Origin of the sequence: Lujinxingia vulgaris, assembly GCF_007997015.1 — a bacterium.
GTDB classification, from domain to species: Bacteria; Myxococcota_A; Bradymonadia; order Bradymonadales; family Bradymonadaceae; genus Lujinxingia; species Lujinxingia vulgaris.
On the sequence record NZ_VOSM01000003.1, the window covers coordinates 194,299 to 220,010 of the forward strand.

The following is a 25,712-nucleotide window of genomic DNA, read 5'->3' on the forward strand; positions in this document are numbered from 1 at the left end:
TCCCCTCCTTTAGGCGTTGTAGTTGTAGAAGCCGCGGCCGCTCTTACGGCCCAGCCAGCCGGCGTTGACGTAGTTACGCAGCAGCGGGCAGGGGCGGTACTTGCTGTCGCCCAGGTCGTTGTGCAGGACCTCCATGATCGCCAGACACGTGTCCAGGCCGATGAAGTCGGCCAGGGTCAGCGGGCCCATCGGCTGGTTGGTGCCGAGCTTCATGGCGGTGTCGATGTCTTCCACAGAACCCACGCCTTCCATCAGGGCGTAGACCGCCTCGTTGATCATGGGCATGAGGATGCGGTTGACGATAAAGCCGGCGTAGTCCTGAGCGAAGACGGTGGTCTTGCCCATCTTCTCGGCCACCGCTTTGACCGCCGCGCTGGTCTCATCGCTGGTGGCCAGGCCCTCAATGAGCTCGACGAGCTTCATCAGGGGGACCGGGTTCATAAAGTGCATGCCCACGACTTTGTCGGGGCGCGTGGTGGCGCCGGCGATCTGCGTAATGGAGATGCTGGAGGTGTTGCTGGCGAGGATGGCATGTGCGGGCGCGATCTCGTCGAGCTTTTTGAAGAGGTCGAGCTTGATGGAGAGGTTCTCGACGATGGCCTCAATGATGAGGTCGCTCTTGGAGAAGTCTTCGATGGAGGTCGTGGTCGTGATACGGCCAAGGGCCTTGTCGCGATCGTCGGCGCCCAGGCGCTCTTTGCTCACGAGCTTGTCGAGGCTTTTGGTAATCGACGCGACGGCTGCGTCGAGCGCGTCCTGGTTAAGGTCGGAGAGGATCACGTCAAAGCCGGCCACCGCGGCCACCTGCGCGATGCCGTTGCCCATCTGACCTGCGCCCACCACACCAATCGATTGAATCGTGCTCGACATACGTCCTCCAGCTAAAAAGTGTTGGCAGATTGCCTGGTTGATTGCCCCGCGCTGCGGTGCTCGCCGATTCGATAGCATGGCGAGTTTTAAAGGGTCAAATCACCGCCCCTTGACTGGCTGGTCAGCGCCGGTGGGCTGTGCGATAGTCAGGGCACGAATCTTTCTGCGCTGAGTGACCTTGAACACGGGTTTCTGGATGGCCATATGCCCGAACTGTAAGACCAGGGTGGAGCAGCTTTTTGCGCCGTGTCCCTCGGGCGACGGCTTTTTTGCGATCGAGGAGGCTGAGCACGCAAGCCATCCCGATGACCGCCTGCTGGGGCGGCGCATTGGCGAGCGTTTCATCGTGGCGGCGATCCTGGGCAGCGGGTCGATGGGCTACGTCTATAAGGCGTATCAGGCGCAGGTCGATCGCATGGTGGCGCTCAAGGTTTTTCATGCCGACAAGGTTGAAGGGACCTTAATGGGGCAGCGCACCGCGAGCTCCACGGGGCCCGGCGGCCAGGATCGTTTCGCGCAGGAGGCGCGGGTGCTGGCCAAGCTCTCGCATCCGAACTGCGTGACGCTCTACGACTTTGGGGTGAGCGAAGATGAGCGATTTCTGTACATCGCCATGGAGCACGTCGCCGGGGTCTCGCTGCGCAAGGCAGTGCGGCGCGGGCTGAAGATCGATGCGATCCTGGAGATCGTGCGCCAGATGTTAATGGCGCTGCGCGAGGCGCACTCCCTGGACATCGTGCACCGCGATTTGAAGCCGGAGAACATCATCCTCTCGTACCGGCGCTCCAGCGATGAGCAGATCGTCAAGGTGCTCGACTTTGGCATCGCCAAGCTCTTGCAGCAGGATCCGCAATCGGCGCGCACCGCGGTGGGCCTGCTCTTCGGGACGCCGGCGTATATGAGCCCGGAGCAATGCCGGGGGGAGTCGGATATTGGTCCGGCCACCGACATCTACGCGCTGGGCTGCATGCTCTATGAGCTTGTGTGCGGGAAGTTGCCCTACGTGTCGAAGTCGCCGCAGGAGATGGTGCGCATGCATCAGCTGGAGCCCATTCCTGATCTGGAGCCGCGGCCCGGGTTGAAGGTGCCGGCGGGGCTGGAGACCTTTGTGCGCACGTGCATGGCCAAAAACCCCGGTGATCGTTACGCCGACGCTCATGCGGCGCTTGGTGCGTTTGAGTCGCTGGCGGGTAAGGCGTCCGGCCAGGCGTTGCGGGTGGGCACACCGGAAGGCTCCGCTCGAAAGGGGCGAGTGATGGTGCCGGGCGATCGCATCATCGGCAATAACGTCGATCCCACCGTCGATCGCGCCGCGCCGGCGGGGCTCTCGGCGCGTGCGATCAGCGCGCAGCCTGCTGCGGCTCCGACCGATGGCGTGCGCGATACGGCTCGTGGTGAGGTGGGGGGAAAGAAGGCTTCGTCGCGCTCGATTGCGGCGATGTTGCGCCAGGGGAACAACGCGCTTGTGCTCATCGCGCTCAGCGTGGTGCTGATCTTTTGCGCGCTGCTCTTTACCTACATCTACCTCTCGACGCGCGGCTAAGCTCAGCCTGTGACGCTCAGCACGATCTTTCCGGTGGTCTGGTTTGTGGCGAGCAGGCGGTGTGCCTCATCGGCCTCTTCGATGGGGAGGATCTTCTCGATGATGGGGCGAAGCTCTCCGCTGAGGACGTGAGGCCAGACCCGGGCTTTGAACTTACGGGTGATGGCCTCTTTTTCGGCGAGTGTGCGGCTGCGCAGGACCGATCCTTTGAGTTGCAGACGTTTCATCAGAAGGCGGCCCAGCGAGAGCTCGGCGCTGGCACCGCTGAGGAGGCCAATGATCACGAGACGTCCGCCGGTGGCGAGGCTTTGCAGGTTGGCGTCGAGGTAGTCGGCGCCCACCGGGTCGAGGATCACGTCGACGCCCTGGCCCTCGGTCCATTCGCGGACGACGTCTGCGAAGTTTTCGGAGCGGCGGTCGATGGCGCGCTCTGCGCCTAACTTCAGGATGGTGTCGAGCTTGGAGGCGCTGGCGGTGCCGATGACCGGGTTGCCAGTGAGGGCGCAGAGCTGCAATGCGGCGGTGCCCACGCCCGAGGCCGCAGCATGAATCATCGCGCGTTCGCCAGGCTTAAGATCGCCTTCGAGGTAGAGGTTGAGAAAGGCCGTGTAAAAGACCTCGGGAAGCGCGGCGGCCTCGTCCATGGAGAGGTTGTGGGGCAGGGACAAGAGCAGTGAGGCTGGCGAGGTCACATACTCGGCGTAGCCTCCGCCGGTGAGCAGGGCGCAGACGCGATCGCCCACGTCAACGCCCTCGACGCCTTCGCCCAGCTCGACGACCTCGCCGGCGGCTTCCAGCCCCATAATGGTGCTGGCGCCCGTGGGGACCGGGTAGCGCCCGCGCGCCTGCAAAAGATCGGCGCGGTTTACGGCCGTGGCGTGCACCTTGATCAGAACCTCGCCGGCCGCGGGCCTGGGGCGGGGATGTTCGGTCCAGATGAGCTGCGGGGAGTCGGCGGAGGTGTCAACGGCGATGGCGTTCATCATAGCCTTGCTCACATGCGAGAGGAGTTTAGTCTGGGCGGGCCTGACGAGCAGACCATGCACACCTTAGAACGAGCTACAACTCAAAGGGAGACTTCATGCGTGTGGTGATCACCCACAGCAACGCCGATTTTGATGCGCTGGCAACCTTGATCGCGGTCACGCGACTCTGGCCCGACGTGCGAGCCTGCCTCGCCGGACCGGTCAGTCCCTCGGTAAAGCGGTATCTGGCGCTGCATAAAGATAGCCTTGAACTGACGACGGTAGATGCGCTGCATGGCGAGGCGATTGAAGAGCTGATCGTGGTGGATACGCGTTCGTTGAGCCGGCTGAAGCCTTATCAGGCGCTCATGGAGCAGGCGCAGCGGGTGGTTGTATTTGATCATCACGCTCCTTCTCAGGACGACGTGGCCGCGGATGTGGAGGTGATCGAGCCGGTGGGGGCGTGTGTCACCCTGATCTGCGAGCGTCTGGAGGAAGAGGGGGGGGCGCTGAGTGTGGGCGACGCGACGTTGATGATGCTGGGGCTCTATGCCGACACCGGGAGGCTTTCGTTCGGCAACACCAGCGCGCGCGACATTCTGGCGGCGGCCTATTTGCGAAAGCAGGGCGCGCGTCTGGAGGTGGTGAACCGCTACCTGCAGCAGGAGTTCAGCGCCGATCAGCAACGCCTTCTGGTGGAGGTGATGGGTTCGGCCCGGGAGGTCGAGCGCGAGGGGTTACGCCTGGCGCTGGCCAGCCATGTTGGCGAGGCCTACGTCAAGGGCGCGGCGGTGGTGGTGGAGCGGGTGTTGCAGCTGACCGGGGTCGACGCGCTGGTTCTGGTGGCGCAGCAGACCGGCTCGAAAGTTGTGCAGGTGATCGCGCGCAGCAACACACGCCACCTGGATGTGGCCACGTTGATGGGGGCGTTCGGGGGAGGTGGACATCCGGCCGCAGCCGCAGCGAAGATCAAACCCGGCGATGCGGACGAGGTGGCGTCGGCGATCTTTGAGAAGTTGCAGAGTTGGCCGGTCGACCCGCTTGATGTCGCCGACGTAATGAGCTCCCCGGTGCAGACCGTGGCGCACGATACGACGCTCAAGGAGTTTCGACGCTGCCTGGAGCGCTGGGGCGTGCATGGCATGCCCGTGGTGCGCGATGGCGAGGTGGTCGGCGTGGTGTCGGGGCGCGACGTAGAGCAGGCGGCCAGGCGCGGCGATTGGGAGATCCCGGTGGCCGGCTTTATGAGTCAGCGGGTGATCAGCGCCTCGCCAGACGAGCCGCTCAGCGAGGCGCTCAAACGGATGACCGAACACGACATTGGCCGACTGCCGGTGCTTGATGAGGGCGCGCTGGTGGGGATCATCTCGCGGAGCGACGCGCTGCGTCGGCTCTACAGTGACGATGCCGAATAGGCTTGCGCCCGATCGCTACGCTTTTATACCTTGCCTCTTCACCTTGAGCGCGTCCGTCGCGCCTATCACGCCCGAATTGCAGTCAGGAGATGTTCATGGCCCCCAAGCGTCGCCGTAAGAAAAAAGAGAGCGCCCAGCGTCACCGCGAGGCCGAGCAGTCCAAAAAGTTCATGATGTTGCTGCTGGTGCTCGGTGCGCTCTTTTTGCTGGGCTTTATCGTGCTGCAGCTCGTCGCGGGCTGAGTCTCAGTCCGTCTCCGATTCCATCGAGAGGGGGAGCTCTTCGTTGGGAGCGAGGTCGCGGTTGATGAACTCGGCGACCTCGCCGAGGAAGCGTTTGCGCTCCTGGCCGCTGCGAAAGTCGCGGCTGGTCACATCGATCTCCAGCACGTCGAGGCCGTACTTGCGGCGCGCGACCTGGGCGAAGGTCTCGTAGTAGCCGTTGAGGCCGCGCAAAAAGTCGCTGGTGATGCCGCGTTCTTCTTCGCGACCGCGCTCGGCGATACGTTTGAGCAAGACGCGGGTATCCGGGGTGTGCAGCAGGATGACCTTGTTGGGCTGGCGGATCGAGTGGTTGAAGCGCTTGAAGAAGTCGAAGTAGAGATCCAGCTCATTGTCGGTCATATGCCCCAGACCGTGCAGGTATTTGGCAAAGATCTCGGGGTCTTCGATCAGCGTGCGGTCCTGGACGCAGGAGGCGCGCATGCGATCGATCTGGCCGTGGTGCTCAACCCGGCGCAGCAAGAACTCCATCTGTAGCGTGAAGCTCCAGCGGGTCATGTCGCCGTAGTAGTTGCGCAGAAAGCGGTTGTCGACGACCGGCTCATGGAAGAGCTCACAGCCAAAATGGCGTGCGATGATCTTGGCGGCGGTGCTCTTTCCGGCGCCGATGTTTCCGGCCAGCGCGATGAAGTGACGGGGGGCAGTGGTCATGTTCAGCTCAGCATTCACAGGGGAAATCATTGCCTGAATCGGCGGCAGTGTAGCCGGGGTCAGGGGTGATGCAAGAATGTGGTGGCATCGCGGTGCAACCATCGCCAGGCGGCCAGAAGGCCGATGAGTGCGGCGACTTCCAACCACCCGGCTGCGGCAAAGGTTCGGGAGGCCGGGGCCACGTCGAGAAGAACGCCGCCCAGGCCCGCGCCCAGCGCGCCCCCCAGCCCGAAGACCACAAGGTAGAGCGCGCCCTGGCCGGTGGCGCGAACCTCCCGCGGAATGCGACGATCGAGGATCGCCATCATCGCCACATAGAAGGCGCCGTAGCTAAAGGCGTGGCCGAGCTGGGCCGCGAGCAGCACGGGCAGGCTCGTGGTGGTCGCGGTGATGAACCAGCGCAGCGCTGTCAGCGCGATGCTCAACGCGAAGAGGGGCAAAGGTGCGATGCGTTTGAGCAGACGCGGTGCCATTGCAAAAGCCACGATCTCGGCGGCGATGCCCACGCCTACGGCCAGTCCGGGGCTCCAGGCGGGAAAGGAGCGCTCTTCACAGAGGAAGACCAGAAAGAGGTTGTAGGGCATCTGGGAGGCCCAGTGCAGCGCGGCGATGGCGAAGATCACCACCAGCGGTGCGCGCCACAGCTCTTTAAAGTGGCTCCAGTCGGGGCGAGGACGGGCTCGGCTGCGTTCACCTTTAGGAAGTCCGAGTGTGGCGAGGGCGGTCAGGGCGGTCGCGATCACCAGCGCCCAGGGCGTCATCGCCGCGATCTCAGCGTGGGAGTGGTAGACGCCGAGAGCAGCAGCGCCGAGCGCCGCCAGGCCAAAGCCGGCCGAGCCGAAGGCGCGTAGTCGAGAGAACCCCTCGGTGCCGGCCGCACGCAGCGTCAGCGCATCGATCAGGGGCAGGGCACATCCGGCGGTCAGCGCGTAGGCGACCAGCACGCTCAAAAGCGCCAGCGGCGCGGACACAAAGGGGAGGGCGGCCACGGCCGCGACGCCGCTGACAAGCAGGGCGCGGGTGGTGGCGGTGAGGCGGTCCTGTCGGTCGGCCAGCGTGGCCCAGAAGGGGCTTGCGACGCTCTGGGCGATGGTGCGCGCGGCGAAGATCGTGCCGATCATCGCCCCGCTCAACCCCAGCGCCTCAAAGTGGCGAGGGAGGTAGGTAAAGATGAGCACCGTGGCCAGGCTCGTGGCGTAGATCAACGCCAGCGCGCCGGCGCGCGCGCCCCCCAGCTCGTGGTCAGCGTTGAGGGGGGAGGTCATGAGGCTCGAGCTCGCGCAGACGCGCGGCCATCTCGGGCAAGGATTCGACCAGGTGACGCAGCAGGTAGCTCTGCATCACAAACGTGGTGGAGAAGACCAGAAAGTGAAGATGCGCATCGCCCAGCCCCGGTACAAAACGCGTCAGGCTGCGCTGGCGCTCGCCGGAGCGATCCAGGCGTTGGGAGAGATCGCGCAGCGTGGAGGAGGCGCGATGTGTTGCGGAGGGCTTCGCCGCGTCGAGTTGCTCACCCAGGGCCATCTTCGCCAGGGTACGAAAACGCTCGGGGATCTCGGCGTGAGCGATGTAATCCTGACGGGCGGCGACCGTGCCGGAGGCGGGGGCCGGCTCGTCGGTGGTGAGCTCGGTGAGGCTGACGAGAAGTTCGAGAAGTCGTTGGCCGGCGCGGTCTTTAAGTCGCTCGACCTCGTCCATGCCCCAGGTCTCGGAGGCCTGTGGCGGCGCAAATGGGGAGAGGAGGGCTGCGGCACGGGTGATCGCCTCCAGGAAGGCCGGGTCCTGGAACATGGGGCTGAGCATCAGCCGCGTCATCACCGCCTCGCGCCCCTCACGGGCGTCGAGCCAGTCGAGGTACTCGAAGAAGAGGGCGGCGTTGGGGTCGAGGGCAAAGCCACGCTCCATACCCCACTGAGCGAAGCGGGCCAGTGCTCCTTGAATGGCGGTGATCTGCTCCGGCTGGATCATCTCATGGGCAAGGCGCTTTGCGATCTTCTGGCCGGCCTTCTGCACGCGGGCGCCCATCTTTCGGGCACCGATCTTTCCGACTCGCCCCAGCGTGCGGACCGCACGGGGGGCGGGGATGCGCGTGAGAAGACCCCTGTCCTGGGAGTTGTCATCCATAAAAAACTCGCTGCCTCAGAGAGGTCGAGGGCGCTGCGGGCACGTCATTTGCTTTGCGATCTGGAAAACGTGCCTAGAGTTGGCGCGTCGTGGATGCGCCTCCCGGCTGGCACGCGAAGGTTGACGCCATCGCGCTGGCGCGCCAAAAGGGAGGTGCACGATGTTAGCCACGGGGCAAGTTGTCAACGAGCGAGCCACGCTCAAAAGAGTGGACGCCTCGGATCGAGGCCCAGGATAAAAATATGTCGCAAGAACAAGAAAGCACTCCCCAAGAACCGATGGAAAAGAACCAGGATCTGGCGCTGTTGCCCTTGCGCAACACGGTGCTCTTTCCCCAGGTGGTCGTGCCCCTTGCGGTGGGCCGCCCCAAGAGCGTTCGCCTGATCGAGGACGCGGTCAAAAACGAGAAGCCGATCGCGGTGCTCACCCAGCGAAACGCCGACACCGACGATCCGGTCGCCTCCGATCTCTATGAGATCGGGACGGTCGCCCGCATCCTCAAAGTGGTGAAGATCGCCAACGATAACTACAGCGTGATCATTCAGGGGCAGAAGCGCATTCGCCTCAACGAGATCACTCAGGAAGAGCCCTACTTCATCGGGAACTTCGATGTGCTCGAGCCCGAAGCGGAGCTCAGCGCGGAGCAGCAGGTCGAGATCGAGGCGCTTTTCCTCAACCTGAAGAGCACCGCCAAGCAGGTCGTGAAGTTCATCCCGGAGATGCCCAAAGAGGCCTCCCAGATGGTCGACGGGGTCAACGATCCCGGCCAGCTCTGCGACTTCGTGGTCGCCAATATGGAGAACACGCCCGAAGAGAAGCAGGCCATCCTGGAGACGGTCGATCTTAAGGAGCGTCTCACCAAGGTGGTCACGCTTCTGGCGCGCCAGCTGGAGGTGCTGCGGGTCAGCGACAAGATTCAAAGTCAGATCAAAGAAGAGATCGACAAGAATCAGCGCGAGTACTACCTGCGCCAGCAGCTCAAGGCGATCAAAGAGCAGCTCGGTGAGCTCGATGGGGAGGGCGGCGACCTCGAAGACATCGCTCAGGCGATCGAAGAGGCGAATCTTCCCAAAGAGGTCGAGGAGGTCTGCCGCAAGCAGATGAACCGCCTGCGCATGATGCAGCCGGCGTCGAGCGAGTACGGTGTCACGCGCACCTACCTGGAGACGCTGCTCGACATCCCCTGGAGCAAGTCCACCGAGGATAAGCTCAACATCCAGGAGTCGCGCACGATCCTCGATGAGGATCACTATGACCTCGATAAGGTGAAGAAGCGCATCATCGAGTACCTGGCGGTGCGCAAGCTCAAGAACGACATGAAAGGGCCGATCTTGTGCCTGGTGGGCCCTCCCGGCGTGGGTAAAACCAGCCTGGGGCGCAGTGTGGCGCGGGCGCTCGGTCGCAAGTTTGTGCGCATCAGCCTGGGTGGCGTGCACGATGAGTCCGAGATTCGCGGGCACCGTCGCACCTACGTCGGCGCGCTCCCCGGACGGATTGTGCAGGCGCTGCGTAAGGCCGGCACGAACAACCCGGTGTTCATGCTCGATGAGGTCGATAAGATCGGTCGCGACTTCCGAGGTGATCCTTCGGCGGCGCTGCTGGAGGTGCTTGACCCGGCGCAGAACCACAACTTCTCCGATCACTACATGGAGGTGCCGGTCGATCTCTCCAACGTGCTCTTTGTGGCGACGGCTAACCAGCTCGACACGATCTCGGCGCCGCTTCGCGACCGTATGGATGTGATTGAGATCCCGGGCTACACCGCCCAGGACAAGCACCACATCTCGCGCCAGTACCTCATCCCCAAAGCGCTGGAGTCGCACGGGATCACCGAGGAGAACCTGCGCATTGACGATGAGGCGCTCGACATCATCATCCGCAACTACACCCGCGAGGCGGGCGTACGTAGCCTGGAGCGACGCATCGCGGACATCGCGCGTGGTGTGGCGGTGAAGGTTGCCGAGAACCTGGGCAAGTCCGAGGAGGAGAGCCAGGAGATCAGCGTCACGGTCGAGCCTGATGACATCGCTGACTACCTGGGACCGGAGCGCTACCAGTACGAAGTCGCGCAGCGCACCTCGTCGCCCGGCGTGGCCACCGGCCTTGCGTGGACGGCTGCCGGCGGCGACATCCTCTTCATCGAGTCGACGCGCATGCCGGGTAAGGGTGAGCTCGTGCTCACCGGACAGCTGGGCGATGTGATGAAGGAGTCGGTGCGTGCCGCGCTGAGCTACATCCGCAGCCGCGCTGAGGATTACGAACTCGCGCCGAACTTCATGCGCGAGAACGACATCCACATTCACGTGCCGGCCGGCGCCATCCCCAAAGATGGTCCTTCGGCGGGTATCACGATGTACATCTCGCTCTTGAGCCTCCTGACCGGCGTGAAGGTACGCAGTGATGTGGCGATGAGCGGTGAGATCACGCTGCGCGGCAACGTGCTCCCCGTGGGGGGCATCAAAGAGAAAGTGCTCGCTGCGCACCGCTCTGGCATCAAGCGCATCATCCTGCCGGCGCGCAACAAGAAGGACCTGATGGACGTCTCCGAAGACATCCAGAAAGAGCTCGACTTCCACTTCGTGGAGCACGTCAGCGTGCTGCCGGAGCTGGTCTTTGAAGAAGGGACGTGGACCATCGGTGGCGAGAAGGCTTCCGGTGAGGCCAGCGCTGAATAAGCTCCCGGTGAAGAGGCATAGAAGAGCATAACTAAAAAAGGCCGCCCGATGAGGGCGGCCTTTTTTATGGGCGGTGCAATCTGCCGGCGATGATCAACGGAACTCGACTTCCATGATCTCCACGACGCGGTCGCCGCCCGGAGCTTTAATGACCGACTCGTCGCCGACGGTTTTTCCGATCAGCGCGCGAGCGATGGGGCTGGCGTACGAGATCTTGAGCTCTTTGATGTCGGCCTCATCGTCGCCCACGATCTGGTAGGTCTTCTCTTCGTCGGTATCCAGGAAGAAGACGGTGACGAAGGCGCCGAAGATCACGCGGTCGCCGCTGAGCTCATCGGTGTCGATCACCTGGGCGTGGGCGAGTTTGCCTTCAATCTCGCGGATGCGCCCCTCGACGAAGCCCTGCTTGTCTTTGGCGGCGTGGTACTCGGCGTTTTCTTTAAGGTCACCGTGCGCACGGGCTTCTTCGATCTCCTGGACGATGCGCGGGCGCTGGACTTTTTTGAGGTTGTCGAGCTCTTCGCGAAGTTTGCGATGGCCATCGACGGTCATGGGGATCTTTTGCATGGGTTGCCTCATGAGCAGCAGGACACGAGCGCTCGCGTCCAGAGACGTGGCGCTGTGCCTTAGAAATAAATGCCCCCATCGTGGCGAACCAGGATGGGGGGCGGCTTGTCTGAAAGAGTCGCGATGCGCCTCGGCGGCGTGTCGCTCAGGTAAGTATGGGACAGCCCGGCAAATAGATCAACGGGCAGTCTGGGGGGCGTGAAGCTCCTGAATGGAGTGCACCGTGGGGGAGGCTTTGGCCAGGGCACCCAGCGCGCCGACGGCGCCGCGCGCGGCGGCCAGGGTGGTGAAGTAGGTCATGCCCAGCTGCAACGCGGCGCGGCGGATGGTGCGGCTGTCGTGCACCGCCTGACCGCCGACGGTGGTGTTGATGACGATGTCGACCTCCCCGTTGATCATGGCGTCGACGATATGAGGCTGGCCTTCGCGCACCTTGTTGATGGGGGTGACCTTGAGGCCGTTCTGAGTGAGGTAGGCGGCGGTGCCGCGTGTGGCCAGAAGGTTAAAACCGAGCTCACTCAGGCCCCGCGCCACCGGCACGCTGGCCCATTTGTCGTCGTCTTTGACGCTGATGAAGACCGTGCCACCGGTTGGCGGCGCGTTGCCCGCGCCAACCTGGGCCTTGTAGAACGCCATCTCGTAGCTGGGGTCGATGCCCATGCATTCGCCGGTGGAGCGCATCTCCGGGCCCAGCAGGCTGTCGACTTCGGGGAACTTCGTGAAGGGGAAGACGCTCTCTTTGACCGAGAAGAACGTCGGGACGCGCTCCTCGGTGAAGCCCAGCTCCTCCAGCGACTCGCCGAGCATGGCGCGGGCGGCGATCTTGGCCAGCGGGCTGCCGATGGCTTTGGAGACGAAGGGGATGGTGCGGCTGGCCCGCGGGTTGACCTCAAGCACGTAGACGTTGCGGTCCTGGACGGCGAACTGCACGTTCATCAGCCCGACGATGTTGAGCTCTTTTGCCAGGCTTAAGGTCTGCTCACGGATCGTGCGCAGCACCACCTCGGGCAGGTCGTGGGAGGGGAGCGCGCAGGCGGAGTCGCCGGAGTGAACGCCGGCCTCTTCAATATGCTCCATGATGCCGCCGACCACGGCAAGCGTACCGTCGCTGACGCAGTCGACGTCGACCTCGACCGCCCGGCTCAGGAAGGTATCGAGGAGCACCGGGTTGTCGGGCGACTCGGATTGCGCGCGCAAGAAGACCTGCTCGAAGCTCTGAGCATCGTAGACAACTTCCATCGCGCGTCCGCCGAGCACGTAGCTGGGGCGTACCATCATGGGGAAGCCGAGCTCGGAGGCAGCCTTCTGGGCCTGCTCCCATGTCATGACGGTGCGGGCGTCGGGCTGCTTGAGCTCGAGCTTTTCGACGATGGCGTTGAAGAGCTCGCGATCTTCGGTGCGGTCGATGGCCTCCGGAGAGGTTCCCAGCACTTTGATGCCGAGCTCGGTGAGGGCCGCGGCGAGTTTGAGAGGGGTCTGGCCACCGAACTGAAGGATGACACCTTCGGGTTTTTCGATGTCGATGATGGCCAGCACCGTCTCCAGGGTCAGGGGCTCAAAATAGAGGCGGTCGCTGATGTCGTAGTCGGTGGAGACGGTCTCCGGGTTGCAGTTGACCATGATGGTGCGATAGCCGGCCTCGCCAAGCGCCATCACCGCGTGCACCGCGCAGTAGTCAAACTCGATGCCCTGGCCGATGCGGTTGGGACCGCCGCCCAGGATCATGACTCCGGGGCGATCATCGGGTTGCGACTCGCAGCTGCCGGTCTCAAAGCTGGAGTAGAAGTAGGAGGTGACCGCCTCGAACTCCGCCGCGCAGGTGTCGACCTGCTTGAACGTGGGTGTGACTCCGATGGATTGGCGATGCTCGCGCACCTCGCGCTCGGTGCGACCGAGGATGCGGGCGATGTCGGCGTCGCCCAGACCGTAGCGCTTGGCCAGGAAGATGTCTTCGTCGGCCGGCCAGCTGCCGGCGGGTGCGGCGCTTAAGAGCTGCTCGACTTCAACGACCTGCTGGAACTGATCGAGGAACCAGGGGTCGATGCGCGAGTGCTGGTGGACGGTCTCAAGGGAGAGGCCGCGCCGCAGGGCTTCAAAGACGTACCAGGGTCGCCGCGGGGTGGGGCGGCGAAGGTGGGGCGCGAAGAACTCTTCGATCTGCACCGGGGTGGCGTCGTCGGCCGGCAGGTCGATGTCGGCGAAGAGTCCGCTGTCGCGCTGCTCCAGGCTTCGCAACGCTTTGAGGTAGGCCTCGGGGAAGGTGCGGGCGATGCTCATCGCCTCGCCGACCGACTTCATCTGCGTGGTGAGCGTGTCGGAAGCGTCGGGGAACTTCTCAAACGCAAAGCGCGGGATCTTGACCACGGTGTAGTCGAGCACCGGCTCGAAGGCCGCCGCGGTCTTCTGGGTGATGTCGTTGAGGAGCTCGTCGAGGGTGTAGCCCACCGAGAGCAGCGCGGCGATCTTGGCGATGGGGTAGCCGGTGGCCTTGCTCGCAAGCGCCGAGGAGCGGGAGACGCGCGGGTTCATCTCGATGACCACGCGGCGGCCGGTCTGGGGGCAGACGCCAAACTGGATGTTGCAGCCGCCGGTCTCCACGCCGACGGCGCGGATGATGCGGATCGCATCGTCGCGCATCGCCTGGTACTCGCGGTCGGTCAGGGTCTGAATGGGCGCCACGGTGATGGAGTCGCCGGTGTGCACGCCCATCGGGTCGACGTTTTCGATGCCGCAGATGATGACGACGTTGTCGTTGCTGTCGCGCATCAACTCAAGCTCGTACTCCTTCCAGCCGAGCAGGCTCTCGTCGATGAGGACTTCGCCCGTGGGACTCTGGGAGAGGGACCACTTGACGTATTCGGCGAACTCTTCGCGGTTGTAGGCGATGTTGCCGCCGCTTCCGCCCATGGTGAAGGAGGGGCGCAGGATGGCCGGGAATCCCACGCGGGCCTGGATTTCCCAGGCCTCATCGAGCGAGCGGGCCACACCGGCGGCAGGCTGGTCGACGCCGATGGCGCGCATGGTGTTGGCGAACTCCTCGCGATCTTCGGCGCGGGTGATCACCTCCGGTTTTGCGCCGATGAGCTCCACCCCCAGGCGATCCAGGGTGCCGTCTTCGTGCAATGACATCGCGATGTTGAGCGCGGTCTGCCCGCCCATGGTCGGGAGCACGGCATCGGGACGCTCTTTCTCGAGCACGCGCGTGACAAACGCGGGGGTGAGCGGCTCGATGTAGGTCGCGTCGGCCAGCTCCGGGTCGGTCATGATGGTGGCCGGGTTGGAGTTGACCAGGATCACCCGAAAACCCTCCGCGCGCAGCGCGCGGATGGCCTGGGTGCCCGAATAGTCAAACTCGGCGGCCTGACCGATGACGATGGGCCCGGAGCCCAGGATGCAGATCGACTTCAGATCGTGACGGCGTGGCATGGCGCACTCCTCAAACGCGTGTTGCGGGGCAAAATCGGCCCCGGGACGCGCGGACTATGCCAAAACCCACCGTCGATGCAAAGCGCCTGTGCGCTTCCATCGCCTCGCCAGCGGAGCTCTGCTCAGACGTCGAACTCGCCAGCCTCCAGCCGATCCCAGTAGGAGATGAGCGCGGCACGGATTTTTCCGGAGAGCAGCACCGCGCCCAGGACGTTGGGGAAGGCCATCGAGAGGATCATCAGGTCGGAGAAGTCCAGCACGTTGCTCAGGCTGGAGACCGAGCCGAGGAAGACGAAGAAGAGGAAGATCACCCGGTAGATCATCGAGCTGTTCGCGCCGAAGAGAAAGCTCCAGCAGCGCTCGCCATAGTAGGACCAGGAGATCATCGTGCTGAAGGCAAAGAGGATGACCGCGATGGAGAGGATGTAGGGGAACCAACTGATGACGGTCTCAAAGGCCGCCGAGGTCAGCGCGACGCCTTCCAGGCCGGCTGTGGCCGGGTCAGCGTAAACGCCGGTGATGACGACCACGATGCCCGTCATAAAGCAGACGACCAGGGTGTCGATCATAGGCTCCAGGAGTGCGACAAAGCCTTCGCGTACGGGCTCTTTGGTGCGGGCAGCGGAGTGGGCGATGGCGGCCGATCCCACGCCGGCCTCGTTGGAGAAGGCGGCGCGCTGGATGCCGACGATGAGCACGCCGACCAGACCGCCCAGGCCGGCCTTCGGCGCAAACGCCTCCCCGATGATGATGCCCACGGCGCGGGGGATCATCGTGAAGTTGCTCAGGAGGATGTAGAGGGCTGCGGCCACGTAGATCACGCACATCGCCGGGACGATCTTCGAGGCGACTTTGCCGATGCTCTGAATGCCGCCGATGATGACCATGCCGACGAGCAGGGCGATGACGATGCCGTAGATCCAGCTGCGGGGCTGAACACCGCCGGCGACCGGAGCCTCATTGAGGGCGTCGACGCCGACGGGGTTGGTCCAGTTGACCTGGCGGCCTTCGACCCGCGCGAGCTCCAGGGTGGAGATGGCGCCGGCGGCGACGTCGAAGCGGTGTCCGGCGTCGGCGGCCACGACATCGAGCGCCAGCGTCCAGCGGCCGTCGTCGCCGCGCGTCCAGTCAGCGGTGCTGACGTCGAGGCGCTCGGCCGGGTTGAAGTAGAGGACGTCTTCGGTCTCAAGGGGGGAGGGCGCCGAGAAGCGTGCCAGGTGGCGGGCGTAGTCCATTTCCATCGGGGCTTCGCTCACCAGCGTGACTTCACCGCGGGCGCGCTCGCCACCGAACCAGGGCACCAGGTTGGCCATCGCCGCAAAGCTCTGGTTGGCCTGGAACATGTTGCCCCCGCCAAAGGAGCCGCCGATGCAGAGCACCGCGAAGATCACCGAGAGGTAGCGGCCGAGCACGGGCCGTCCGATCTCGGCCAGGCCGTCGCGCAGGTACACCATCGGGCCGCCCTGGACGGCGCCGTTCGCGTCGACCTTGCGGTACATCTGGCCCAGGGTGCACTCGGCGAACTTGCTGGTCATGCCGAAGATCGCCGCGGCCATCATCCAGAAGACCGCGCCCGGCCCTCCGATGCCAACCGCAATGGCAACGCCGGCGATGTTGCCCAGCCCGACCGTGGCGGAGAGGGCGGTGGAGAGCGCCTGAAAGTGGGTGACTTCCCCCGGGTTGTTGGGATCGTCGTATTTGCCGGCGACCACTTTGACGGCGTGGCTGACGCCGCGCAGGTTCACAAAGTCGAAGCGGAAGGTGAAGAAGATCGCGCCACTGATAAGCACGAGCACCACAAGCGGAATCTGATTGAGGAAGGACCAGATGCCGGCGAGCAGACCGGGGACGGTGCCGAAGGGAATGGCAGCCATGGCGGAGACAATGAGGCCGAAGCGCTGGTCGATCTTGTTGAGGTCGCCGCCGCTGGAGACACCGACGGCGACGCTGACCAGGATGATCAGCCCGATGATGAGGGCGTAGCGCTGAGTAGGCTTCAAAAATGGCTTCATGGGTGACCTTCGCGAGAGTGCGCACGTGACACCGCGTCGACGGTCAGCTCTTCTCGCTTCTGGAGAAGATCGGACACCCGGGCTGGACGTCTGCCCGGCGAGGGCGCGTCCGCACAGTCGCTGTCGACCGCGGTGCAGAAAAACCGGAATGGACCCGATGGTTTATCACCGCCGGCCGTGATCAGGCAACCTCGCCAGCGCGTCGGGCTGCCGGGCGAGGGTTGAGGGTTTGTTTTTGAAGTGATTGTTTAGAAAGTTCTGAAGTGCCACGCGAAGTATGCGCGTACGCCGGCGTAAAGAGGAAAGTTCTGGGGGGCGGTCATCGGTGCATGGATGTCGAAGGCCACCCCCAGCGAGCGTGTGCGGCTGTAGCGGTAGTCGGCCCCCAGGGTGGCGCGCAGGCCCAGGCGCTCGCCATTCGGGGCGCGCTCGGAGGTCGGGCCGGTGGGGTAAAAGACGCCGGCCAGGCCCACGTAGGGGATGTAGGTGAAGACGTCGAGGGCGTAGCGCGCCTCCAGGGCGGCCGCGCTCACCACGAGGCTCTGGAAGCTATCTTCGCCCTCGACCTGAGCCGGGTGGTAGGAGGCGGAGAGGTCGACGCCCACCTTCCAGAAGTCGCCGAGCTGCAGGTTGGCGCCGAGTTGCAGCCCCGGCCCCCAGCGGCCCAGAGCGGAGGGCGCCGGGGCCAGTGTGTTGTTGAGGCCGGCGCCAGCCCAGAGCTGGCCCTCCCAGGCGTGCGCCTCGTCGGGGGTAGGGAGTGTGGTGAGGCCCCACGCGATGATCGTGAGAAGAAGGGCCAGAGTCGGGGAAGAGGAGCGAGGTTTGCTCCGCGGTTCGAGCATGCGATGGGGTCCAGTTTAAAGGGGAAGCGAAGCGCCTGCGGGGGCGTGTGGTCTGCGTTGACACCTTATGGTGCCCTGCATATAGTCCGCACCCATTCGTTTCCGGCGACGCCCGAAACGAGAGCCCGAAGAGGCCTCGTGGGTACGGATTCCCGAGGTTGCGCGCGGCGCGATTGAGCGGGCTCAGGTTAAGGAGAGAAGAGATGGCGATCAAGATTAAGAAGCAGGGTGAGGCACCCGAGCAGGAAGGCCTCGACGAGATGGAAGCTGCCGCCGCGCTGGGCGCTGGCAGTGGCGATGATCTCGACGCATTTGAGCGCACCACTTTGCAGGCTACGGCCTGGATTGAAGACAACCGCAGCGTGGTCTTCGGCGGCATCATCGCCGTGGTCGTGGCGGTGCTGGGCGTGATTCTGGGGCTTCAGTACATTGAAGGGCAGCAGGTTGAGGCCTCCAGCCGGCTCAGCAAGGGCCTGGCGGCCTATGAGTGGTACGTGGAAGGCTCGCCGGAGCTTGAGGCGATCCGCGCTCAGGAAGGTCTGGCCGAGCCGACCAACATCTTCGAGACCGAAGAAGAGAAGTGGCAGACGGTTTACGATGCTGCTGCCGCGACCCTTGCTGACTTCGACCGCGGCCCCATCGCCGCAGATGCGCGCCTGACGCAGGCCGCTGCGGCTTTCCAGCTCAATAAGTTGGAAGAGGCCGAAGGTCTCTACCGCCAGGTACTCGACGGTGAGGCCAGTGACGCGATGAAGGTGATGGCGCGCGTGGGCCTTGCCAACACCCTCTCGGCGCTTGAGAAGACCGATGATGCGGCGGCTGCCTGGGACGCGGTGGCTGAAAATGCTCCGGAGCGCGCGCAGTTTGCGCAGTATGAGAAGGCGCGCATGCTGGACCGTGCCGGCCAGGCAGATAAGGCCAAAGAGCTCTACCACAAGATTCTGGAAGACGATCCCGAGTTTACCTTCAAGTCGGAGATCGAGCGCCGCCTGGCGACGCTTTAAGGCATCGCTGGCAACGACGAACGACGATTCTCGAAGTGAGTAAGCGGACGTGACCAAAATGACCTTTAAGGTTGGGCGAGCGTGGCTGGTGGCCGCGCTCGTGTCGTTTGTAGGGGGCGGCTGTGCGATGCAACCCGCCCAGCCCACCGGGCTTGACTCGGTGGGGCAGCCTACCGCGCGTGTGAAGGTAGAGTGGCGGGTGCCGCTCTCCTCGGATCGGCCCTGGGAGATCAACCCCCGGGAGTTCGGCAAGCCTGTGCTCGCGCCCGGTGGTGATCTGGTGGTCGGGGCCAGCGATGGCTACGTCTACCGGGTGCGTGCCGATACCGGTGAGTTGGTCTGGTCGAAGGAGATTGGCGGATCCATCGACGCGCCGGTGGCGTTGGTCGACGGCTATGTCTACGCGGCCAGCAGCCAGGGAAGTCTGCATAAGCTGAGCTGGGAGCGTGGTGAGGAGATCTGGCGAGCCGACGGGCGCAGCGCCTTTGAGGCGCAGCCCGCTGTGAGCGATGGGCTGGTGGCGGTGACCGACAGCGCCGATGTGCTCTACGTCTTTGATGCGGTGAGCGGGGAGCTGGTGTGGGACTACCAGCGTCGTCAGCCAGACTTCTTCACTATTATGGGTGGTGGGACGCCGGTCTTTTCCGGGAACCGCATCTTCTGCGGCTTTGCCGACGGGCATCTCGTCTCGCTCTTTTCGGACAGTGGCGAGGTGGAGTGGACAGCGAACCTGGGTGACGCGTCTCAGGAGTTCGGGGATGTGGATCTTGCGGTGATCGATGACGGTGAGCTTCTCTACGCGGTCTCCTATGCCGGGGGCATCTACGCGGTGGAGAAGTCCAGCGGCGCGTTGATGTGGCATCAGGATATCGAGAGTGTGGCCGACCTGATCATGCAGGGGCCCTGGCTCCTGGGAGTCTCGGCCACCGGGCATGTGTTTGCGCTCTCGAAGAACGACGGTGAGCCGGTGTGGCGCTTTCGGATGCCCGAGGGGCAGTCGCCGGTGGCGTTGAGCACGACCGGGCCGCTGCTCAGTGTGGCGACGGCGTCGGGGCCGCTTTACCTTGTGCGCACGCGCGATGGTCGCCCGGTGACGCGGTGGAACCCCTCGTCGGGGTTTCAGCGGGCGCCGGTCTATGACAGCGTGCGCGGTTATACGCTGTCGAACCGCGGTTATCTCTACGGCTACCGTCTGGCCTATTGAGGCGTCGGCGTCCTGAAGGGATGCCCGATAAAAGAAAAGCCCGCCGCGCGTTTGCGCGGCGGGCTTTTTTTATGGAGCAGCGTGGCGCTGAAGGTCAGCGTCGCACGTAATACAGTGTGTGAACCGGGATCCCTTTGCGCAGGATCTTGACCTCCCGGGTGGTCCGGGGGAAGGGCTCAACGGGCATCTCTTCAAAGGGAAGATGTTCAAACTCGGGGTGGGCGTCGAGCACTTCCCGGAAGTCGTCGGCGAGTGTGCCCACATCGGTACGAAGCCAGAGCGTTGCACCCGGGTGCATCTTTGAGGCGAAGAGGTCCAGCGTCTGCGGCTGGATGATGCGGCGTTTGCGGTGACGCTTCTTCCACCAGGGGTCGGGGAAGAGGATGAAGAGCTCGGAGAGCTGCCCTTCTTCCAGGAGGATGGGGATGGCCATGGTGGCGTCGGCCTGCAGAAGATCGGCGTTTTTGACGCCGTGCTCCAGCAGGTTTTCTTTGCCAAAGTCCACGTACTTTTTGCGCCACTCAATGCCCAGGTAAAAGCGCTCCGGGTGGCGCTGGGCGAGCTGGCGCAGGAAGTTGGCGCGATTCGAGCCGATCTCCAGCGAGACGCGCTCCGGGAGCGGGCGCTCGACGGCGAATTGGCGGATGCGCGTGAGCATACGATCGTAGTTCTCTTCGATGACGTCATCGAAGCGAAGCGACAGGTCAGCCACGGGGTAACCTCAGCAAGTGGCAGAAGATCAGCGGGGAGAGGTAGGGCGGTGGGCCTCGCTGGCGCGAGGCACCTTCGCCAGAGGGTGTGGACTTTTAGAGCGCGACCGTCAAGCCGTCTCGGGCCGCAAAGGACTCGGCGAAGTGGCTCTTACCAAGCGCGTCGATGGCGTCAAGATCCTCGTCGGTGCTCTTCGGGTCGTGATGGAAGAGACACAGTCGCTTGACCTGAGCCTGTCTGGCGAGCTCCGCGGCGATGGCCACCGTGGAGTGTCCGTAGCCCTGGGTGGGCGCGGGCATCGAGGTGTAGTGGGCCTCGGTGTACATCGCGTCGTGCACGATGAGGTCGGCGCCCCGGGCGAACTCCGCCAGGCGGCGGTCGCCGTGGACGTAGCCCTCGGTGTCGGTGGCGTAGACAAAGGTCCTGGAGCCGGCGATGACCTTGTACATGTTCACGCCGGACTTGGGGTGGTTGTAGCCGCGCAGGCAGTGAACCTCCATCTCAACCTCACTCGGGTCGGGGCGAAGATGGGCCTGGCTCGGGTGGGTGGCGCGCACGAGCAAAGGCTCGGGGCGGTCGCGCAGAAAATACACGCGATCGACCTCGCCGATGTCGTAGAAATGCTTAAGCGCGGTCATCTCGTTGAGGGCCACCGGGTAGTATGGCGAGCGAATGAGGTCGTGGATGGTCTCCTCAAAGCTCTGCTGGCTGCCGTAACGCGGCCCGAAGAGGTGCAGGGTGGCGTTCGGAATATAGACCGGCGGGAAGTAGGGCAGGCCGATGAGATGATCGAAGTGGGTATGCGAGAAGAAGATGCTGGTATGAATGGGCCGGTCGTTGGCAAAGGCATTTTTGACCAGGTCACGACCGTATTCGATGATGCCGCTACCCGCGTCGAAGATGATCTCGCGATCGCCGGCGCGAACACTCACACAGGAGGTGTTGCCGCCGTAGCGCGTGAACTCCTGGCCGCAGACCGGATAACTTCCACGAGAGCCGTGAATGGTGACAGAGACGTCGGAGGTCATGGTACAGACTCGAGCTGCGAGGGGGGGGAGCGCGCAAGATGGATATCGTCAAGGGATGACGGGATGACGCCGAACTATAGCAACGGGCCAAAAATAGCGTCAAGAAGGGCGAGCGTAAGGGGGCGAATGAGGCGGGGGAAGTGCGCTGTGTTCGCAGAAGTTGACTGGCGGGTCACGTGCGCATGGAGCGATGGCGTGGGGCAGGGTGAGAAAGGGGGGCGGCGTTGATCGCATGGATGGTGGATGCGCGCGGCTGGCCAGCCGGTAGCGCGATGATCGGGGCGGGCGTGTGGGTGATGTTCTGGCTGTGGTGGCAGGGGCTGGGGAGGGCCGGTGAGGCGCCCGCACTGCGGCTGGCCAGCTTTGGGGCTGTGATGGCCGGGGGGCTTGCAGGAGGGCTGATTCTTGGAGCGTGGTTGGGGGGAGGCGCGTCCTCGCTGGGAGCGCTGCTGGGCGCCGGGTTGGTGGGAGGCGCGGCCTGGTGGCGCTGTGACGATGCGCCTCGCCGCGCCCGTTGGTTGGCATCAGCGCTCGTGGCCGGTTTTGCGGGCCTTGCGGTCGCGCGTATCGGGTGCGTGTTTGAGGGGTGTGATTTTGGCGCGATGGTGCCCCTGGGAGAGGGGATGTGGGTGCAGCATCACGTGCGCGGTACGGCGGCGTGGGAACTTCAGGTGCTCTCCGGCGATTTGAGCAGCTCGGCGGCGTGGAGCAGGCCCACACGCCCCTTTGCACCGCTGATGGTGCTGGCGTTTGGGCTGGGAGCGGCGGCGACGGCGCTGGTCGAGCGCGTTGCGGGAGCGGACTCCTTTCGGGTTCCCGCTGTGGGGAGCCTGACGCTGCTCGTGGTCGCGTTGATTGAGCTGTCGCGCGCCCCGGAGAGCGTCACGCGTTGGCTGGGGGCGGTGCCGTGGAGCGTCGCGCTCTATGGCGCCGGCGCGCTTGCGCTCGCGTTGCTCGCGCTTACGTGGTGGCGAAAAGACTGTGCGGCGCATAGGATAGCGCGGCAGTGAGCGGGCTCGACTACGGGCCAGTGGCGTCGGCTAAGAGGCTGAGATGAAAGACGTGGTGATGGTGGTGGATCCGGAGTTTGGGCGAAGTACCGTCGAAGGTGCGCGCCAGACGATGGCGTCTGCCGGGCTGCGGGTTGAGCTGGTCTCGTCGTCGGAGCTTCGTGTTGGCGAGGTGCGCGCCGAAGCGGTGATCGTGCCGACGCGCTGCGCCCCGGCGCTGCGCGCGCTGGCGGCGTTGCGGGAGTCGGAGCAGGCCAACTTCGTGCTGCTCGCTACGATGGCCCCCTGCGATCTGGCGAGTTTCGCCGAGCTGCGCGACCTTTCGCTCGACGGCGTCGCGCTCGAAGATGAGAACCTTGGCAGCGACCTTCTGCTGCGCATTGAGCTTGCGCGCTCGCAAGAGCCCGATGCGCGCACCGCCGTGGAGCGCTACCGTCAGCTGGAGCGTGAGTGTCGCGACCTCCTGGGCTTAATGACCTTCTCGCCAGCAGCCAGCGCCGCCGGCGATGCGGACGAGGTGCTGGGCTCGATGATGAATCTCTGGCATGGCGTGTGTGCCGCCGGGTACATGGCCTACTGGGAGTGGCGGGGTGGCGAGGCGCGCTGGGAGCTGATGGCGGAGCTCGCCGCCGGCGCCATGGTGGTCAAGCCGGGGCGAGAGGAGCTCCCTTCAACGCGCGATCCGGAGAACGCTTCGGAGCGCGTGCGGCTTATTGAGGCGCCGGAGCAGGACGCCGCCTTTCTGCGCTGGGCGCCTTCATGGAACGCGGCCGCCCGTGGTGCGCAGGGGCGCGCCGCGCTGGTGCACGTCGCGACCTCCGCCTCGGCGCGCGGGCTGCTGGTGCTCGGCGACCTCGCCACGCGCCCCACGCCTTTGCTCGCGCGTGAGGCGGTTCTGCGCTCGCTGGGCTCACAGCTCGGTGCGGCGCTCACGCGGGCGCAGCATCATAACGAGGTCGAGCGCGCCTATGAGGAGCTTAAGAGCACCCAGCGCCAGCTTGTGCACGCGGAGAAGTTCGCGGCGATGGGGCTGCTCTCCGCCGAGATCGCCCACGAGATCAACAACCCGGCCAGCTTTGTGATCTCGAATTTGAGCGTTCTGGAGGATTACAGCTCCTCGATCACTGAATACATCGAAGAGACCGAGAAACTTACGCTGGAGCGTGCGCCCCTCGTCGCCCTGGAGCTTCGCGCGCTGCAAGAGCGCCTGGAGATGAAGTACATTCTCGGAGATCTTAAAGAACTTCTTGAGAGAAGCCTGGCCGGGATGCAGCGCATCCACCAGATCGTGCGCGATCTTCGTCTTATGGCCCACGAGGGCCCCCATGAGCCGGGCTGGGTACAGCTTGCGCAGCTGGTGGACGGGGCGCTGACGCTGGTGCGCCACGAGGGCAAGAGGCGGGCCGAGATCGATGTACGTCTGACAGACACGCCGGCGGTGTACACCGATGCAAATCGGTTGAGTCAGGTGATTCTCAATCTGGTGATCAACGCGCTGCAGTCGATTGACCCCGGCGCTCCGGATGAAAATCGGGTGGTCATCGACGCGGTGGTCGACGAAGAGGCCGATCGTATCGCGCTGCGCATCGCCGATACCGGCAGCGGCATCGCGCCGGAGGTCCTGGAGATGATCTTCGAGCCTTTCTTCACCACCAAACAGCCCGGCACGGGCACCGGCCTGGGCTTATCGATCTCGCGTGATCTGGTGCGTAGCTTAGGAGGAGAGCTGCGCGTGCAGAGCTCGCCGGGGCAGGGCACCACGATGGTCGTGGAGCTGCCCATCCGCGCGCCGAAGTTCAAAAAGCCCGAGCGTATGGGCGAGAGCGGCACCTTTGAGCTGCCATCAAGCGATGAGATTGAGCTGGCTCGCCAGCGCTGGCGCGCCGCCGCTCATCCGGAGGAGTAGGTCATGACGCAACCAGGTCGCGCGCTGATCGGAACCTCGGGCTGGTCTTACGATGATTGGGACGGCGTTTTTTATCCGCGCGGTGTCAGCGGCACCGAGCGCCTCACCCACTACGCCACGCGTTTTAAGACGGTGGAGATCGACTCGACCTTTTACGCCATTCCCTCGCGCAGCACCGTGCAGGGATGGTACAGCCGCACCCCCGACGACTTTATCTTTTCGGCCAAGTTTCCGCGCTCGGTGACCCATGAGGCGCGCCTGGTTCACGCCGGCGAAGACGCGATGCGTTTTGTGGAGACGATGAGCGAGCTTGGCGAGAAGTTAGGGGTGCTGGTCTTGCAGCTTCCGCCGAGCTTTTCGATCGAGGAGTTCGATGCGCTGGCTCGCTTCTTTGAGGGGCTTCCCGACGGGTACGCCTACGCGGTGGAGGTGCGTCACCGCTCCTGGCTGGTCGATGAATTTGCCGACCTGCTCAAGCGCTGGCGTGTCTCGGTGGTGCTCACCGACGGGGAGTATCTGGAGCGCTTCTGGCGGGTGACCTCGCAGATTTGTTACATCCGCTGGCTCGGGCACTGGAAGGCGTTTGAGCATTTCGACCGGGTGCAGGCCGACCGCAGCGAGGAACTCAGCTGGTGGGTGCCGCGCATTCAGCATTTTGTCGAGCGCGGGGGCACCGTGCTGGGCTACGTCAACAACCACTTCTCCGGTCACTCGCCGGCCACCGCCGATCAGCTCGTCGAGATGCTCGCGCCCTGAAGGCGTGAGAAAGCCCCGGCAAGCGCGCCGGGGCTGATTGACAGCGCGCGGCCGGCTGGGGCATACCAACGGCGGTCTTCGCTCGCCAAACAACCGAGGGTTTCACGATGTCCGTTGCCAATGTGTTTGAGTTAAACAAGTGTCTCGACGACTGCATCCGCTACTGCGAGGAGCACCCGGAGCGCCAGCACAGCGCGATGTTCGGGTCGCGACTCAAGAAGGTGCGCGCCAACTTTGAGGAGGCGCTCAAGTCCACCGACCGCCAGTTCACCCAGTGGCGCATGGAGAGCCGCGACGACAAGCTCGCCTGGAAGCATCTGGCCAAAGAGCTGCGCCTGACCCAGGACAAGCTCGCTCAGGTCGGCGCCGTGGGTTACGACCCGGAGCGCGTGATGTACTGGTCGACGAAGCTGTTGATCGACGCGGTCAACGAGATGATCGCCTACCTCAACGAGCGCGCCGATCAGATCGACTTCGCCTCGGGGCAGGCGGAAAAACTCGAGCGCATGATGGACAAGGCCACCGGTGAGGCCAAAGAGGAGAGCTCGGCCTTTTCGAACTACCAGCGTTTTGCCACGCTGCGCTCCGACGCGTTCAGTGATGTGGCCGACAGCCTGAGCAGTTTCCGCCAGGTGCTGCGCCGCGAGCTCGGCAAAGAGAACGCCGACTATCAGTCGATCCGCTGGCCGCTCACGCTCTCTCCTGATGAGACGGTGCTCTGA

The 25,712-nt window shown here is 64.3% G+C and carries 21 protein-coding genes; 10 read left to right on the forward strand and 11 right to left on the reverse strand.

All coding sequences use genetic code 11. The features are described 5' to 3' along the window. Positions 1-9: 9 nt before the first annotated feature. Positions 10-870, reverse strand: coding sequence for a 3-hydroxybutyryl-CoA dehydrogenase (locus FRC98_RS07825; protein ID WP_146980746.1), 861 nt, complete (start codon positions 868-870; stop codon positions 10-12). Positions 871-1,066: 196 nt separating this feature from the next. Here FRC98_RS07825 and FRC98_RS07830 point away from each other — a divergent pair, with 196 nt between their 5' ends. Further along, a complete protein-coding gene (locus FRC98_RS07830) occupies positions 1,067-2,413 on the forward strand; it encodes a serine/threonine protein kinase (RefSeq protein WP_146980747.1) in 1,347 nt (448 codons plus the stop codon). 2 nt (positions 2,414-2,415) lie between these two features. Here the strand turns inward: FRC98_RS07830 and FRC98_RS07835 are convergent, their stop codons facing one another. Beyond that, the gene (locus FRC98_RS07835) at positions 2,416-3,399 is read right to left on the reverse strand and encodes an NAD(P)H-quinone oxidoreductase (RefSeq protein WP_230467407.1); all 984 of its coding nucleotides are present in this window, start codon (positions 3,397-3,399) and stop codon (positions 2,416-2,418) included. 95 nt (positions 3,400-3,494) lie between these two features. Between FRC98_RS07835 and FRC98_RS07840 the strand changes: the two genes are divergently transcribed. Together FRC98_RS07840 and FRC98_RS21400 are read left to right on the forward strand one after the other, a co-directional pair. Further along, positions 3,495-4,793 carry a CBS domain-containing protein gene (locus FRC98_RS07840; protein WP_146980748.1) on the forward strand — a complete coding sequence of 433 codons (1,299 nt, stop codon included), beginning with the start codon at positions 3,495-3,497 and terminating at the stop codon, positions 4,791-4,793. Between the two features lie 95 nt (positions 4,794-4,888). After that, the gene (locus FRC98_RS21400; protein ID WP_230467408.1) at positions 4,889-5,035 is read left to right on the forward strand and encodes a hypothetical protein; all 147 of its coding nucleotides are present in this window, start codon (positions 4,889-4,891) and stop codon (positions 5,033-5,035) included. Between the two features lie 3 nt (positions 5,036-5,038). Here the strand turns inward: FRC98_RS21400 and FRC98_RS07845 are convergent, their stop codons facing one another. Genes FRC98_RS07845 through FRC98_RS07855 form a run of 3 tightly spaced genes read right to left on the reverse strand, consistent with a single transcriptional unit; the run spans position 5,039 to position 7,849 of the window. Further along, complete coding sequence (locus FRC98_RS07845; RefSeq protein ID WP_230467409.1) at positions 5,039-5,725, reverse strand: deoxynucleoside kinase; 687 nt, start codon at positions 5,723-5,725, stop codon at positions 5,039-5,041. A gap of 59 nt (positions 5,726-5,784) precedes the next feature. Further along, positions 5,785-6,990: an MFS transporter gene (locus FRC98_RS07850; protein WP_146980750.1), complete on the reverse strand. Its 1,206-nt coding sequence runs from the start codon at positions 6,988-6,990 to the stop codon at positions 5,785-5,787. Next, the gene (locus FRC98_RS07855; RefSeq protein WP_146980751.1) at positions 6,968-7,849 is read right to left on the reverse strand and encodes a hypothetical protein; all 882 of its coding nucleotides are present in this window, start codon (positions 7,847-7,849) and stop codon (positions 6,968-6,970) included. The genes FRC98_RS07850 and FRC98_RS07855 overlap by 23 nt, the downstream gene beginning before the upstream one ends. Positions 7,850-8,127: 278 nt before the next feature. Here FRC98_RS07855 and lon point away from each other — a divergent pair, with 278 nt between their 5' ends. Beyond that, on the forward strand, positions 8,128-10,524 hold the full coding sequence (lon, locus tag FRC98_RS07860) for an endopeptidase La (protein WP_230467410.1): 2,397 nt from the start codon (positions 8,128-8,130) through the stop codon (positions 10,522-10,524). Between the two features lie 93 nt (positions 10,525-10,617). Here lon and greA read toward each other — a convergent pair whose 3' ends face one another. The 4 genes from greA to FRC98_RS07880 all read right to left on the reverse strand — a co-directional run bounded on the left by greA (position 10,618) and on the right by FRC98_RS07880 (position 17,371). Continuing rightward, complete coding sequence (greA, locus tag FRC98_RS07865; RefSeq protein WP_146980753.1) at positions 10,618-11,091, reverse strand: transcription elongation factor GreA; 474 nt, start codon at positions 11,089-11,091, stop codon at positions 10,618-10,620. A gap of 177 nt (positions 11,092-11,268) precedes the next feature. After that, complete coding sequence (gene carB / locus FRC98_RS07870) at positions 11,269-14,517, reverse strand: carbamoyl-phosphate synthase large subunit (protein WP_146980754.1); 3,249 nt, start codon at positions 14,515-14,517, stop codon at positions 11,269-11,271. A 122-nt stretch (positions 14,518-14,639) separates the two neighbouring features. After that, positions 14,640-16,529: an alanine/glycine:cation symporter family protein gene (locus FRC98_RS21405; RefSeq protein ID WP_230467411.1), complete on the reverse strand. Its 1,890-nt coding sequence runs from the start codon at positions 16,527-16,529 to the stop codon at positions 14,640-14,642. Between the two features lie 248 nt (positions 16,530-16,777). Further along, on the reverse strand, positions 16,778-17,371 hold the full coding sequence (locus FRC98_RS07880; RefSeq protein WP_146980755.1) for a hypothetical protein: 594 nt from the start codon (positions 17,369-17,371) through the stop codon (positions 16,778-16,780). Positions 17,372-17,574: 203 nt separating this feature from the next. Between FRC98_RS07880 and FRC98_RS07885 the strand changes: the two genes are divergently transcribed. Both FRC98_RS07885 and FRC98_RS07890 read left to right on the forward strand, forming a co-directional pair. Then, positions 17,575-18,375 (forward strand): tetratricopeptide repeat protein, encoded by an 801-nt coding sequence (locus tag FRC98_RS07885; protein WP_146980756.1) that lies wholly within the window; start codon positions 17,575-17,577, stop codon positions 18,373-18,375. A gap of 58 nt (positions 18,376-18,433) precedes the next feature. Next, positions 18,434-19,579 carry an outer membrane protein assembly factor BamB family protein gene (locus FRC98_RS07890; RefSeq protein ID WP_146980757.1) on the forward strand — a complete coding sequence of 382 codons (1,146 nt, stop codon included), beginning with the start codon at positions 18,434-18,436 and terminating at the stop codon, positions 19,577-19,579. A gap of 94 nt (positions 19,580-19,673) precedes the next feature. Here the strand turns inward: FRC98_RS07890 and trmB are convergent, their stop codons facing one another. Further along, on the reverse strand, positions 19,674-20,291 hold the full coding sequence (gene trmB / locus FRC98_RS07895) for a tRNA (guanosine(46)-N7)-methyltransferase TrmB (RefSeq protein ID WP_146980758.1): 618 nt from the start codon (positions 20,289-20,291) through the stop codon (positions 19,674-19,676). Positions 20,292-20,385: 94 nt separating this feature from the next. Beyond that, the gene (locus tag FRC98_RS07900) at positions 20,386-21,318 is read right to left on the reverse strand and encodes an MBL fold metallo-hydrolase (protein WP_146980759.1); all 933 of its coding nucleotides are present in this window, start codon (positions 21,316-21,318) and stop codon (positions 20,386-20,388) included. Positions 21,319-21,542: 224 nt separating this feature from the next. Between FRC98_RS07900 and FRC98_RS07905 the strand changes: the two genes are divergently transcribed. The 4 genes from FRC98_RS07905 to FRC98_RS07920 all read left to right on the forward strand — a co-directional run bounded on the left by FRC98_RS07905 (position 21,543) and on the right by FRC98_RS07920 (position 25,712). Then, entirely contained in the window at positions 21,543-22,328 is a 786-nt protein-coding gene (locus FRC98_RS07905; protein ID WP_146980760.1) for a hypothetical protein, read from the forward strand. 43 nt (positions 22,329-22,371) lie between these two features. Beyond that, entirely contained in the window at positions 22,372-24,234 is a 1,863-nt protein-coding gene (locus FRC98_RS07910; protein ID WP_146980761.1) for a sensor histidine kinase, read from the forward strand. Positions 24,235-24,237: 3 nt separating this feature from the next. After that, complete coding sequence (locus FRC98_RS07915; RefSeq protein WP_146980762.1) at positions 24,238-24,990, forward strand: DUF72 domain-containing protein; 753 nt, start codon at positions 24,238-24,240, stop codon at positions 24,988-24,990. A gap of 107 nt (positions 24,991-25,097) precedes the next feature. Continuing rightward, positions 25,098-25,712 carry a hypothetical protein gene (locus FRC98_RS07920; RefSeq protein WP_146980763.1) on the forward strand — a complete coding sequence of 205 codons (615 nt, stop codon included), beginning with the start codon at positions 25,098-25,100 and terminating at the stop codon, positions 25,710-25,712.